Origin of the sequence: Streptomyces sp. NPDC091412, from assembly GCF_044756885.1 — a bacterium.
Classification (GTDB): domain Bacteria; phylum Actinomycetota; class Actinomycetes; order Streptomycetales; family Streptomycetaceae; genus Streptomyces.
The window spans coordinates 585,436-599,110 of record NZ_JBIVTV010000001.1 but is presented as its reverse complement, the minus strand read 5'-3'; the positions used below and the strand labels follow the sequence as shown (position 1 = coordinate 599,110).

The following is a 13,675-nucleotide window of genomic DNA, read 5'->3' as shown; positions in this document are numbered from 1 at the left end:
ACGCGCCCCCGCGGACCGCGAACGCCCTGCGTCCGTCGGCGACACCCCCTCGTGCCCGCTCCGGACCATCAGGCAGCATGGCGTCCATGTCCGTACTCACGCGCGACGAAGCGCATACCCGTGCCAAGCTCCTCGACGTCCACCGGTACACCGTCGACCTCGACCTGACCGGTGGGGACGACACCTTCGACTCCCGGACCGTGATCCGGTTCACCGTACGGGAAGGCCGGGACAGCACGGACACGTTCGTCGAGCTCAAGCCCGCCCACCTGCGCTCCGCCACCCTCGACGGACAGCCCCTCGACCCGCACGACCTCACCGGCAACCGCCTGCCGCTGAAGAACCTCGCCCCCGGTGAACACGAGCTGCGCGTCGACGCCGCCATGCGCTACTCCCGCACCGGCGAGGGCATGCACCGCTTCACCGACCCCACCGACGGTGAGACCTACGTCTACACCCAGCTGTTCATGGAAGACGTCCAGCGCGTCTTCGCCGCCTTCGACCAGCCCGACCTCAAGGCCGTCTTCGAACTCGCCGTCACCGCCCCCGAGGACTGGACCGTCCTCGCCAACGGCGTCACCGAGCACACCGGCGACGGCGTCTGGAAGGCCGCGGCCACCCCGCTGATCTCCACCTACCTGGTCGCCGTCGCCGCCGGCCCCTGGCACTCCGTACGCACCGAGCACCGCGGCCTGCCCTTCGGCATCCACTGCCGCCGCTCGCTGGCGCCCCACCTCGACGCGGACGCCGACGAGATCCTCGACGTCACCCGTGCCTGCTTCGACCGCTACCACGAGAAGTTCGACGAGCCCTACCCCTTCGACTCCTACGACCAGGCCTTCGTCCCCGAGTTCAACGCGGGCGCCATGGAGAACCCGGGCCTGGTCACCTTCCGGGACGAGTTCGTCTACCGCTCCGCCGTCACCGACACCGAGCGGCAGACCCGCGCCATGGTCATCGCCCACGAGATGGCCCACATGTGGTTCGGCGACCTGGTCACCCTCAAGTGGTGGGACGACATCTGGCTGAACGAGTCCTTCGCCGAGTACATGGGCTACCAGACCACCGCCGAGGCCACCCGCTTCACCGGCACCTGGACCGACTTCGGCGTCGCCCGCAAGTCCTGGGGCTACGACGCCGACCAGCGCCCCTCCACCCACCCCGTCGCCCCCGACGCCGTCGACGACACCGCCTCCGCCCTGCTCAACTTCGACGGCATCTCCTACGCCAAGGGCGCCTCCGCCCTGCGGCAACTGGTCGCCTGGCTCGGCGAGAAGGACTTCCTGGCCGGCATCAACACCCACTTCAAGCGGCACCGGTTCGCCAACGCCACCCTCGCCGACTTCATCGACTCCCTCGCCTCCGCCACCGACCGCGACGTGCACGCCTGGGCCGAGGCCTGGCTGCGCACCACCGGCGTGGACACGCTCACCGCGTCCGTCGACGCCGCGCCCGGCCAGTGGACCCTCGCCCTCGACCGCGACGGCAGCCGCCCGCACCGCGTCACCGTCGGCGTCTACGACCGCGACCTGGGCGACGGCCACAGCCTGGTCGTCCGGGAGCGCTACGAGACCGACGTCCCGCAGGACGGCGCCGGCCAACCCCGCTCCGGCACCCGACCCGCCCTGATCGTGCCCAACGACCAGGACCTGACCTACGCCAAGATCCGCCTGGACGAGACCTCCCTGGAGACCGCCCTGCGCGACCTGTCCGGCGTCCCCGACGCGCTCACCCGCGCCGTGGTGTGGAACACGCTGCGCGACATGGTCCGCGACGGTGAACTCGCCCCCGCCGACTACCTGTCGACAGCCTCCGCCCACCTGCCCGAGGAGACCGACCTGGCCCTCGTCCAGGGCGTCCTGGCCTTCGCCACCGGGCAGATCGCCGACCGGTACGTCCACCCGGGGCAGCGGCCCGCCGCCCTGGCCGCCCTCGGCTCCCTGTGCCGCGATCTCATCCGCCGCACCGAGGACGGCGACAACCCCGGTCTGCGCCTGATCGCCGTGCGGCACTTCATCGACGTCGCCGCGCACCCAGACACCATCGCCGCCTGGCTCGCCGACGGCACCGTCCCCGGCGGCCCCGAACTCGACCCGGAGCTGCGCTGGCGCGTCCTGGGCCGCCTCGCCGTCCTCGGCGCCGTCGACGAGGCCGCCATCGCCCGGGAACTCGACCGCGACCCGTCCGCCACCGGCCAGGAGGGCGCCGCCCGCTGCCGGGCCGCGCTGCCCGACGCCGAGGCCAAGCGCGCGGCCTGGGAGTCGATGTTCGCCACCGACGAGCGCACCGACCTGTCGAACTACCTGTTCATCGCCACCGCGCAGGGCTTCTGGCAGCCCGAACAGGCCGATCTCGTACGGGACTACGTCCCCCGCTTCTACCAGGACGCGGTCGCCCTCGCCGACCGCCGCGGCCCCGCCATCGCCGAGGCCGCCGGACGCTGGGCGTTCCCGGTGCACGCCGTCGACGCCGACCACCTGCGACTGGGCGAGGCCTGCCTGCACGACGGCGCCCCGACCCCGGCGCTCCGCCGCAAGCTCGTCGACCAGCTCGACGACCTGTCCCGCGCACTGCGCGTCCGGGAGGCGTAGGCCCTGTCGTCCGGGCCGGTCGTTCCGAACCGGTCGCTCGCCGGCCCGGCCAGGGCGGTGCGGTCGGCCCGCGGCGGCGTGGGCGGCACGGCCGCCACCGCCTGGCCGACGTCCCGGACGGTGGCCGTGGTGGCCGTGGCGGCGACCGCTGGACGCGGGCGACGCCGCCGGTGATGCCGGGGCGCGCCGTGGAGGCGACGGTGCCGTCCGGGCGGGCCGGCCGTCGCTGATGCCGCGCGGGGCCGGTCGTCCGCTCCTAGGCTGCTGGAGTCAGGCTGCTGGAGTCAGGACGACCGGCCCGAGCCCCCGGAGGCAGACCCGTGATCGCAGTGACCGGAGCGACCGGCAACGTCGGCCGTGCCCTCGTCGAGCGTCTCGTCGCCGCCGGCCGGCCCGTGCGGGCACTGACCCGTGACCCGGAACGGGCCGTGCTGCCCGCGGGGGCAGAGGTCGTGCGGTTCCGGCCCGACGACCCGGCCGCCCTGTTCACGGGCGTGACCGGACTCTTCCTGTACGTCCAGGCCGCCGGCGGGAGCGGCGCCCTGCTGAAGGCGGCCCGCGAGGCCGGCGTCCGGCACGTCGTACTGCTCTCCTCCGGGATCGTCCGCGACGGCGCCGACGAGACCCATCCCATCCACGTCATGCACGCCGGAGCCGAGCGGCGGATCCGCGACAGCGGCCTCGCGTGGACCCTCCTCCGGCCGAACGCCTTCGCCGCCAACGCTCTGCAGTGGGCGCCCCAGATCCGTGCGGGGAACACCGTCCGCGGTGTCTTCGCCGACGCGCTGACCGCGCCCATCCACGAGGACGACATCGCCGCCGTGGCCGAGCGCGCCCTCCTCGACCCCGGCCACGAGGGCGCCGTCCATCGCCTCACCGGCCCGGAGGCCCTCACCAACGCCGAGCAGGTCGCCGCGATCGGCCGCGCCCTCGGCCGTGACCTGGCCTTCGTCGAGATCCCGCCGGAACAGGCCGGGCCCGAGCTCTACCCGCACGTGCCGCCGCACCTGCTCCAGAGCCTGCTGAAGACCTTCGAGTCCACCGTCGGCGTCCGCCCGGAGATCACGCACACCGTCGAGGAGATCACCGGCACCCCGGCCCGCCCCTTCGCCCGCTGGGCCGAGGACCACCGGGCCGGCTTCCTCGGCTGACGGCTTCCCGGGGCGGCGGCGGGCTCACGGGATCGCCGGGCGGCGGCGGACTCACGGGACCCCAACACGTTTTCCCCGTACGGCAGTACCCACTTTCGGGTTCCGATCGTCGATCTCTCGGGCGCGTCCGGCTTTACTGCGTACAAGCTGGAAGTCCCTGCCCCCGCGTCACGGAGGACAGTCCCATGAGCACCCCGCCGCCCCCGGACCACCCCGCCCGCCTCGCCTCCGGTCCCGACGGCCCGCACGCCCTGCGGCCCCTGCTCGACACCGTGCTCGACGCCCTCGACAGCGGCCGCCGTGCCCGCGGCGGCCCCCTGCCCGCGGGCGGCCCCGAGGCGGTGGCCGCCCGGGTGCGCGACGCCGTGGGCGAGGTCCTGCCCGAGCACGGCGACCCGGACGCCCTGCGCGGCCTCGTGCACGCCCTCGCCGAAGGCGCCGCCGACCCCGCCGACCCGCTGTGCGCGGCCCATCTGCACTGCCCGCCGCTCGCCGTGGCCACCGCCGCCGACCTCGCCGTCAGCGCCCTCAACCCCTCCCTGGACTCCTGGGACCAGGCACCCGCCGCCTCCGAACTCGAAGCCCTCGTCACGCGGACGCTCGCGCACGAGACCGGCCTCGCCGACTCCGTCGTCACCACCGGCGGCACCGAGTCCAACCAACTCGCCCTGCTGCTCGCCCGCGAGTCCCACGGCGGCGGTATCCGCCTGGTCTGCGGCGCCAACGCGCACCACTCCCTGCCCCGCGCCGCCTGGCTGCTCGGCCTGCCCGAACCCGTGATCGTGCCCGCTCCCTCCGGCACCCTCGACCCCGCCGCGCTGCACAGCGTCCTCACCGGCCTCGGCGGAGCGCGCGGCTCCCTCCTCGTGGCCGCGACCGCCGGCACCACCGACGCCGGCCTCATCGACCCCCTCCCGGAGATCGCCGGGCTGTGCGCCGCCCACGGCGCCCGGCTGCACATCGACGCCGCCCACGGCGGGGGACTGCTGTTCAGCGAACGCCACCGGGACAAGCTGACCGGGCTCGAAGCCGCCCACACCGTCACCCTCGACCTGCACAAACTCGGCTGGCAGCCGGTCGCCGCCGGACTCCTCGCCGTCCGCCACCCCCGCGACCTCGCCGTCCTGCACCAGCGCGCCGACTACCTCAACGCCGGGGACGACACCGAGGCCGGCCTGCCCGACCTGCTCGGCCGCTCCCTGCGCACCACTCGCCGCCCCGACGTCCTCAAGATCGCCGTCACCCTCAAGGCCCTCGGCCGCCGCGGCCTCGGCGCCCTCGTCGACCAGGTCTGCGCCCGCGCCCGCGAGTTCGCCGACCTCATCCACGACCACCCCGGCTTCGAGCTCCACGACCGGCCCACCATCAGCACCGTCCTGTTCCGGCCCGCCGGCGTCACCGACGACGCCGTCGCCACCGTACGCCGCCGGCTCCTCACCGAAGGCCGCGCCGTCCTCGGCCGGGCCCGCCTCGACGACCGGCTCTGGCTCAAGGCCACCCTGCTCAACCCGGACACCCGGACCGAAGACCTGGCCGCCCTGCTGAAACTGGTGGAAGGAAGCACCCCCCGATGAACCATCCCGCGCACCACGCCCCCCAGGCCCGAGACCTGGTCGGCATCGGCATCGGGCCGTTCAACCTGTCCCTGGCCGCGCTCGCCCACCCGCTCACCGGTCTCGACACCGTCTTCTACGAACGGCGCCCCCGCTTCCACTGGCACCCCGGCCTGCTCATCGAGGGCGCCCGCGTTCAGGTGCCCTTCCTGGCCGACCTGGTCACCCTCGCCGACCCGGCCAGCACGTGGTCCTTCCTCAACTACCTCAAGACCCGCGACCGGCTCTTCCCGTTCTACTTCTCCGAGCGCTTCCACATCCAGCGCGCCGAATACGACGCCTACTGCCGCTGGGTCTCCGAGAACCTGCCCGCGGTGCGCTGCGGCCACCAGGTCGACGCCGTCCGCTGGAACCCCGAACTCGCCCTCTTCGAGGTCGACTTCACCCAGCTCGACGCCGACGGCGAAGCGGAGGCCGTCGGCCGCGCCCACACCCGCAACGTCGTCCTCGGCATCGGCACCGAACGCCATGTGCCCGCCCCGCTCAGGCCCCTCGCCGACGCCCCCGGCGTTCCCGTCGTGCACGCCGCCGACTACCTCGGCCACCGCGACACCCTCCTCGCGGCCGGCCACATCACCGTCGTCGGCTCCGGACAGTCCGGCGCCGAGGTGTTCCTCGACCTGCTGCGCCACCGCCGGGTGGGCGGCGAGCGGCTGCACTGGATCGGCCGCACCGAGGCCTTCGCCCCGATGGAATACTCCAAGCTCGGCCTGGAGCACTTCACCCCCGACTACATGCGCTACTTCCACGCCCTGGCCGAACCCGTGCGCGACCGGCTCGTCGCCGGCCAGTGGCAGCTCCACAAGGGCATCGACGCCGACACCCTCGCCGCCGTCCACGACGAGCTCTACCGCCGCACGCTGGACGGGGGCTGGCCCGACGCCGTCCTGACCCCCGGCGTCCGGGTCCGCACCGCCGGCCGGGTCGCCGGCTCCCGGATCGAACTCCACCTCGAACACGTGCAGCAGGGCACCCGCACCCGCCTCACCACCGACGCCGTCGTCCTCGCCACCGGCTACCGCGAACGCCCCGTCACGCCCCTGCTCACCGGTCTCGACGCCTATCTGCGCCGCGACGGCAAGGAACGCCTCCGTGTCGACGAGCAGTTCCGCCTCGCCCTCGACCCGGCCATCACCGCCACCGGCTGCCATGTCTACGTGCAGAACGCCGAACGCCACACCCACGGCGTCGGCGCCCCCGACCTGGGCCTCGCCGCCTGGCGCAGCGCCACCATCCTCAACGCGGTGACCGGAACACAGGCCTACCCGCTGCCCGCCCGCACCGCCTTCACCACCTTCGGCCTGGAACGGCGGCGGCCCCAGATCCCGCCGTCCCGCCAGGTCAGGGCGCTGACGCCCCTGGCGGACGGAATCTGAGGCCGTCCCGTGGAGAAGGAAACCGGTCGAACCGATCAGAACACCGGCGTGCCGTTACGCGTCAGCTTCCAGTCCAGCGACGCGAAGTCCTTCGGGTCCAGCACGCCCTTCGCCGTGACCCACTCCGCGATCCGGGTGCGGATCTCGGTCGACTCCGCCCACAGCTCCTTCGCCGAGGCCACGTGCGGGAACGCGCCACCGCCGTTGGCCCGGTAGTTGTTCACCGCCATCACGAACTCCTGGGCGCCGTCCAGCGCCGCACCGTTGAACGTCAGGTTCTTGATCCGCGAGCCGACCGGCTGGGCGATGTCGATGTCGTACTGGAGCCCCGACACGTAGTCGTAGTTGTAGTCCGGGCGGCCGCCCGCGTTCGTCAGCTTGTCCACGTCGACCGGCGCGCCGGCGGCCGTCTGCACGAAGTATTCCGCCGAGTACTCCAGGTACGCCCGCAGCTGGGCACCCGTCATCAGCTTGGCGACCAGCGTGTTGTCGTACACGTACAGGCTCGACAGGTCCCGGATCGTGACGTTGCCGGCCGGGATCTCGGAGGTGCGCGAGAAGGGGGAGGCCTGCGAGACGACCGGCAGCGCGGCGTACTGCGTGCCCGCCAGCGCGGCCTTCACCACGTCCTCCTGCACCTTGTTGATCAGGTCGATGATCGGCGCGTCCTTGTAGCGGGCGTCGACGGTGGTGAGGGTCACCGTCGCCTGGCCGACCACCTGGTTGACGTACTTCACGACCTTCGCGTGCTGGTCCGACAGCAGCTTGGTGATCTTCGGGTCGTCGGCGACGGTGTTGGCGTTGCGCAGTGAGGCGGAGACCGACTCCACCTCCCACTTGCCCTTGACGAACACCAGCTCGATGTCGAAGAGGGAGAGCCGCTCGGCGTAGCACAGCGGCTCCGACAGGACGACCGTCTTGCCGGTCTTGTCGTTGACGACCTTCAGCTCCGCGATCTCCTTGTGCGCGTGGCCCACCAGGATCGCGTCGATGCCGGGCACCTGCCGGGCGATGTTCGCGGCGGCGTCCTCCACGTACGGCAGCTGGTCGCCGTACGACGAGGTGCCGGACGTGCCCGAGTGCGCCGAGACGATGACCACGTCCGCGCCCATCGAACGCAGCTTGGGCACCCACTTCGCGGCCTGCTCCTCCAGACCCGGGAAGTCCAACTTGCCCTGGACGTAGGCCTTGTCCCAGATCGCGATGCCCGGGTTGGTCAGACCCAGCACGGCCACCGTCACCGGGGCGGCACCCGGCGCGTGGAACTTCTTCATGAAGTACGGCGGGAAGGCCGGCTTCTGGGTCTTGTGGTCCACCGCGTTCGCGCCGAGCAGCGGGAAGTCGCACTGCTCCTCGAACTTGCGCAGGGTCTCGATGCCGTAGTTGAACTCGTGGTTGCCGAGCGCCACCGCGTCGTATCCGATGGCGTTCATGGCTTTGGCCATCGGGTGCACCGGACCGCGCTTGGCGGTGATCGGGTCGACCTTGGCGTAGTAGTACGTCAGCGGGGTGCCCTGAATCGTGTCACCGGCGTCCAGGAGCAGCGTGTTCTCGCGGCCCTTCTCCTTGCGGACCTGGTCCACCAGCGTGGAGACCCGGGCCAGGCCCTGGGCGTTGCCCGCCGCGTCGCTGTACTCGCCGTCCTTGAAGTAGTCCCAGTTGAACACGTGACCGTGCAGGTCGGTCGTGCCCATGACGGTGAGGGAGTAACGCTTGCCCGGCTTCTCGGGCGACTTGCCCGCCGCGGCAGCGGCGGCGGGCGCGGCCTGGGCCGCCGGAGCCGCCACGGCGCCGGTCAGCGCCACCCCCGCCCCCGTGGCGGCGGACTTCGTCAGGAACTTCCGGCGGTTCAACGGCATGGCTGGTTCTCCTCGTGAACAGGTCGATGACGCGCGTAGATTCTGGCGGGCCCGGGCGAACCGCAACACCCCCGGAAGGTTGCGATCTGGTGACCGACAGGCGCGAAAAACAGGGCACCGGTGACAGAGTGGGACGTATGACCTCAGCCCCCGCACCGGAACCCGTCCCCGCCGTCCCCTACGGCACCCCCGACGCACCCCGGATCGCCGTCCGCGGTGAGGCACACCTCGAAGTCGACCCCGAGATCGCCCGTATCGGCATCACCGTCACCGCCCGCGGCAAGGACCGCCGTTCCGCCCTGGACGACCTCACCCGGCGCAACGCCCGCGTCCTCGACCTCGTCAAGTCCTACGGCCAGGCGGTCGAACACCTGGAGACCGGCGCCTTCTCCCTCGCCCCCGAACCGGCCCGGCACGGCCGCGGCGAGCGCGTCCGCACCTACCACGGCGCCGTCCGCCTCACCGCCGAACTCTCCGACTTCACCGTCCTCGGCGAACTCGCCACCCGACTGGCCGACTTGGAACTCACCCGGGTGGATGGTCCCTGGTGGTCGCTGCGCCCCGGCTCATCGGCCCACCGGGAGGCACGCCGGCAGGCCGTGCGGGAGGCCGTCCAGCGGGCCAGGGAGTACGCCGAGGCGCTCGGCACCACGCTCACCGCCCTCGTCGAGATCGCCGACATCGGAGCGGAGAGCGCCCCGTTCCGGCCGCAGGCCCCCGGACGGATGCGGGCGACGGCGGCCTACGGAGGTCCGGCGCCGCAGGACGAGGCCGCGCCCCTGGACCTCGAACCCGAGCGGCAGCACATCCACGCGCAACTCGACGCGCGATTCACCATGGCACCGCCCAGACTGTGATTACGTCAGTTGCGTCTTCCGGTCCGCGAACGGGGCGAACGCTCGTCGGAGTGCCGCCCCCCACAGTTCAACAGTTGTCAATACTCCTTCATTCAAAGGTTGTTGAGTAGTCACGTCGTACCAATCGTCTACCCACTGGTAAGGCCTAGGCTCACATCATGCGCCGAGCAAAGATCGTCTGTACTCTGGGGCCCGCCACCGACACGTACGACCAGATCAGGGCACTGGTCGACGCCGGAATGGACGTCGCCCGACTGAACCTCAGCCACGGCGGCCACGCCGAGCACGAGGAGCGTTACCGGCACGTGCGCCGGGCCGCCGACGAGACCGGACGCAGCGTCGGAATACTCGCCGACCTTCAGGGCCCGAAGATCCGGCTCGGCCGCTTCCGCGAAGGACCCGTACTCCTCGAACGCGGCGACACCTTCACCATCACCGTCGAGGAGGGCGTCGAGGGCGACCGGCACATCTGCGGCACCACCCACGCCGGCCTCGCCGAGGACGTCACCCCCGGTGAGCGCATCCTCGTCGACGACGGCAAGGTGGGCCTCGAGGTCACCGCCGTCGACGGCCCCCGCGTGCGCACCCGGGTGATCGAGGGCGGCGTGATCTCCGACCACAAGGGGCTCAATCTGCCGGGCGTCGCCGTCTCGGTCCCCGCCCTGTCCAAGAAGGACGAGGACGACCTGCGCTGGGCGCTGCGCACCGGCTTCGACATCGTCGCGCTGTCCTTCGTCCGCGGTGGCCGGGACATCCTCGACGTCCACCGCGTCATGGACGACGAGGGCCGCCGCCTCCCCGTCATCGCCAAGATCGAGAAGCCGCAGGCGGTGGAGGCCGTCGACGACATCGTGGCCGCCTTCGACGGCATCATGGTCGCCCGCGGCGACCTGGGTGTGGAAATGCCGCTGGAGCAGGTCCCCATCGTCCAGAAGCGCGCGATCAAGCTGGCCCGGCGGAACGCCAAGCCGGTGATCGTCGCCACCCAGATGCTCGACTCGATGATCGGCAACTCCCGCCCGACCCGCGCGGAGGCCTCGGACGTGGCCAACGCGGTGCTCGACGGCACGGACGCGGTGATGCTGTCGGGCGAGACCAGTGTGGGCAAGCACCCGGTGGCGACGGTGCGGACGATGGCCCGCATCGTCGCGGCGGCCGAGGAGGACCTCCTCACCCAGGGCCTGCCGCCGCTGACCGACCGCGACAAGCCCCGTACCCAGGGCGGCGCCGTCGCCCGCGCGGCGGCGGAGATCGGCGACTTCCTCGGCGCCAGGTTCCTGGTCGCCTTCACGCAGTCGGGCGACACCGCCCGCCGGCTCTCCCGCTACCGCTCACCCATCCCGCTGCTGGCCTTCACCACGGAGCAGGCCACCCGTTCCCAACTCAGCGCCACCTGGGGCGTGGAGACATTCCTGGGGCCGCGCGTCGACTCGACCGACGCCATGGTCGACCAGGTCGACGAACTGCTGCTGCGGTACGGCCGTTGCGAGAAGGGCGACGTGGTGGTGATCACAGCGGGCTCGCCCCCGGGGGTGCCGGGCTCGACGAACCTGGTCAGGGTTCACCACATCGGGGAGGACGACACTCCCAAGTAGAACTTGCGACCTTGGATTCGGAGGAAACGTACCCCGGGTCGGATTCGAACCGACGCTGGATGGTGTTTGAGACCATTGCCTCTACCGCTGGGCTACCGGGGCCCCCTTTGAAACAAAGATCGACGGTCACCCGCCGTCCCCCCACCTTACCGCAGCTGGGTACGCTCTTGGAGCAGTACCCGCCCGCCCCGGAACAAGGAGCGCCCCCGTGACCGCCGAGTCGCCCGAGCCCGTAGACGTGTCCGACGACGACAAGTCGCACGTGCCTCCGCTGACGACCCGCGTCGTCATCGCCGAGGACGAGGCGCTGATCCGGCTCGACCTCAAAGAGATGCTGGAGGAAGAGGGCTACCGGGTCGTCGGTGAGGCCGGGGACGGCGAGCGGGCCGTGGAGCTGGCCCGTGAGCACCGCCCGGACCTGGTGATCCTCGATGTGAAGATGCCCAAGCTCGACGGCATCTCGGCGGCGGAGCGGATCGCGGAGGAGCGGATCGCGCCCGTGCTCATGCTCACCGCCTTCTCGCAGCGCGACCTGGTGGAGCGCGCCCGGGACGCCGGGGCGATGGCGTACCTGGTGAAGCCGTTCAGCAAGAGCGACGTCGTGCCCGCCATCGAGATGGCCGTCTCGCGGTTCACCGAACTGAAGGAACTGGAGAGGGAGGTCGCGGACCTCGCCCAGCGGCTGGAGACCCGCAAGCTGGTCGACCGTGCCAAGTCGATCCTTCAGACGGAGTACGGGCTGACCGAGCCGGCCGCGTTCCGCTGGATCCAGAAGACCTCGATGGACCGCCGCATGTCGATGCAGCAGGTCGCGGAGGCGGTCATCCAGGACAGCGAGGAGAAGAAGGCCGCGAAGGGCGCCAGGCCCGACAAGGACTGAGCCGGGCGGACCGGCAGCGACAGGGAATGGGCCCGCGTCCCCTCAGGGGACGCGGGCCCATTCTCGTTCCGGTGGTCACCGGGCGGGTCAGTCCTCGCCCAGATACGCCTTGCGGACCGACTCGTCGTGCAGCAGGTCCTGACCGGTGCCGGACAGCACGATGTTGCCGACTTCCATGACGTGCCCCTGGTCGGCGAGGGACAGCGCCGCCTGGGCGTTCTGCTCGACGAGCAGAATCGTCGTGCCCTGGGATTTCAGCTCGGCGATGGTCGCCATGATCTTCTGCATCATGATCGGCGAAAGACCCATGGAGGGCTCGTCGAGCATGAGCAGTTTCGGCTGGGACATCAGTGCCCGGCCCATGGCGAGCATTTGCTGCTCGCCGCCGGAGAGGGTGCCCGCCGCCTGCTTTCTGCGTTCGCCCAGGATGGGGAAGAGATCGTAGGCGTGCTGAATGTCCTTTTCGATCCCTTCCCTGTCCTTGCGCAGGAAGGCGCCGAGCCGGAGATTGTCCTCGATCGTCATGCGCGGGAAGATGTGCCGCCCCTCGGGGGAGTGGGCGAGTCCCAGCGAGACGATCTGGTGGGCGGGGACCTTCTTCAGCGACTTGCCGTTGAACCTGATGTGCCCGCCGACCGGCTTGAGCAGCCCGGACAGGGTGCGCAGCGTGGTGGTCTTGCCGGCGCCGTTGGTGCCGATGAGGGTGACGACCTGACCGGCCTCGACCGTGAAGGAGATGCCCTTGACGGCTTCGATCTTGCCGTAGGCGACGCGGAGGTCCTCGACTTCGAGCAGTGCGGTCATCGGTCGTTCTCCTTGCCGGGCGCGGCGTCCTGCGGGGTGTCGTCCTCTGCCTGCGCCTCTGCCGGTGCCTCGGCCGCTGCGGCTTGCATCTCGGCGTTCTCGACCTCGGCGGCCTCCTCGGCTCCGGGCGCTCCCTCGAAGGGCTCGCCGAGGTAGGCGGCGACGACGCGCTCGTCGCGCTGGACGGTGGCGCTGTCGCCCTCGATGAGCTTCTCGCCCTGGACGAGCACGGCGACGCGGTCGCAGAGGTTCATGATGAACCGCATGTCGTGCTCGATGACGAGCACCGCGATGCCCATGTCCCGGATGGCGAAGACCAGTTCCTCGGTGGCCCGGGTCTCCTGCGGGTTCATGCCGGCGGTGGGCTCGTCCAGGAGCAGCAGGCCCGGTTCACTGGCCAGGGCGCGGGCGATCTCCAGCTTGCGCTGCTCGCCGTAGGGCAGGTTGCGCGAGAGGTGCTCGGCCTTGTGGGCGAGGCCCACGAACTCCAGGAGCTCCATGGCCCGTGCCCGGGAGGCGGCTTCGGCCCGGTGGAATCCGGGGCCGCGCAGCAGGGCGGACCAGAGTCCTTCCTTGGTGCGGGTGTGCCGGCCGACGAGCACGTTCTCCAGGACCGTCATGTTGGCGAACAGACGGATGTTCTGGAAGGTGCGGGCGATGCCGGCGGCGGTGACCTTGAAGGACTTGGGCGGCAGGACGTCGCCCTTGTAACGGACCTCGCCCTCGGTGGGGATGTAGAGCCCGGTGAGGCAGTTGAAGAAGGTGGTCTTGCCGGCGCCGTTGGGGCCGATGAGTCCCACGATCTCGCCGCTGCGGACGGTGAGGTCGACTCCGCGTACGGCGGTCAGACCGCCGAAGCGCATGGTGACGCCGCGTGCGTCGAGGACCGTCTCGCCCGGCGCGGCCGCGGCGGGCGCGGTGTCCCTGGTGGTGGTGTCGGTAGTCATGG

The 13,675-nt window shown here is 71.4% G+C and carries 10 protein-coding genes and 1 tRNA gene; 7 read left to right on the top strand and 4 right to left on the bottom strand.

The annotated features are described in order from the left end of the window. The first annotated feature begins 77 nt into the window (after positions 1–77). The 4 genes from pepN (at position 78) to ACIQMV_RS02700 (ending at position 6,731) form a co-directional block, all read left to right on the top strand. Positions 78–2,591, top strand: coding sequence for an aminopeptidase N (gene pepN / locus ACIQMV_RS02715; RefSeq protein ID WP_402590593.1), 2,514 nt, complete (start codon positions 78–80; stop codon positions 2,589–2,591). 320 nt (positions 2,592–2,911) lie between these two features. After that, positions 2,912–3,742, top strand: a complete 831-nt coding sequence (locus ACIQMV_RS02710; protein WP_402590591.1) for an NAD(P)H-binding protein — start codon at positions 2,912–2,914, stop codon at positions 3,740–3,742. Positions 3,743–3,927: 185 nt separating this feature from the next. Beyond that, a complete protein-coding gene (locus ACIQMV_RS02705; protein ID WP_141361867.1) occupies positions 3,928–5,316 on the top strand; it encodes an aminotransferase class V-fold PLP-dependent enzyme in 1,389 nt (462 codons plus the stop codon). Further along, complete coding sequence (locus ACIQMV_RS02700) at positions 5,313–6,731, top strand: lysine N(6)-hydroxylase/L-ornithine N(5)-oxygenase family protein (protein WP_402590588.1); 1,419 nt, start codon at positions 5,313–5,315, stop codon at positions 6,729–6,731. The genes ACIQMV_RS02705 and ACIQMV_RS02700 overlap by 4 nt, the downstream gene beginning before the upstream one ends. A gap of 35 nt (positions 6,732–6,766) precedes the next feature. Here ACIQMV_RS02700 and ACIQMV_RS02695 read toward each other — a convergent pair whose 3' ends face one another. Beyond that, entirely contained in the window at positions 6,767–8,590 is a 1,824-nt protein-coding gene (locus ACIQMV_RS02695; protein ID WP_401774149.1) for a bifunctional metallophosphatase/5'-nucleotidase, read from the bottom strand. 137 nt (positions 8,591–8,727) lie between these two features. Between ACIQMV_RS02695 and ACIQMV_RS02690 the strand changes: the two genes are divergently transcribed. Both ACIQMV_RS02690 and pyk read left to right on the top strand, forming a co-directional pair. After that, positions 8,728–9,447, top strand: coding sequence for an SIMPL domain-containing protein (locus ACIQMV_RS02690; RefSeq protein WP_402590586.1), 720 nt, complete (start codon positions 8,728–8,730; stop codon positions 9,445–9,447). 158 nt (positions 9,448–9,605) lie between these two features. Then, entirely contained in the window at positions 9,606–11,042 is a 1,437-nt protein-coding gene (gene pyk / locus ACIQMV_RS02685; protein WP_402590584.1) for a pyruvate kinase, read from the top strand. Between the two features lie 29 nt (positions 11,043–11,071). On the opposite strand, the gene ACIQMV_RS02680 is transcribed toward pyk, so the two are convergent. After that, a tRNA-Leu gene (locus ACIQMV_RS02680) sits at positions 11,072–11,144 on the bottom strand. Between the two features lie 106 nt (positions 11,145–11,250). On the opposite strand from ACIQMV_RS02680, the gene ACIQMV_RS02675 reads away from it, so the two are divergent. Next, positions 11,251–11,922 (top strand): ANTAR domain-containing response regulator, encoded by a 672-nt coding sequence (locus ACIQMV_RS02675; protein WP_402590582.1) that lies wholly within the window; start codon positions 11,251–11,253, stop codon positions 11,920–11,922. A gap of 87 nt (positions 11,923–12,009) precedes the next feature. On the opposite strand, the gene ACIQMV_RS02670 is transcribed toward ACIQMV_RS02675, so the two are convergent. Together ACIQMV_RS02670 and ACIQMV_RS02665 are read right to left on the bottom strand one after the other, a co-directional pair. Continuing rightward, positions 12,010–12,726 carry an ABC transporter ATP-binding protein gene (locus ACIQMV_RS02670; RefSeq protein WP_141361879.1) on the bottom strand — a complete coding sequence of 239 codons (717 nt, stop codon included), beginning with the start codon at positions 12,724–12,726 and terminating at the stop codon, positions 12,010–12,012. Continuing rightward, on the bottom strand, positions 12,723–13,673 hold the full coding sequence (locus ACIQMV_RS02665) for an ABC transporter ATP-binding protein (RefSeq protein ID WP_402590579.1): 951 nt from the start codon (positions 13,671–13,673) through the stop codon (positions 12,723–12,725). Before ACIQMV_RS02665 ends, ACIQMV_RS02670 begins: the two co-directional genes overlap by 4 nt. Between the last annotated feature and the right edge of the window lie 2 nt (positions 13,674–13,675).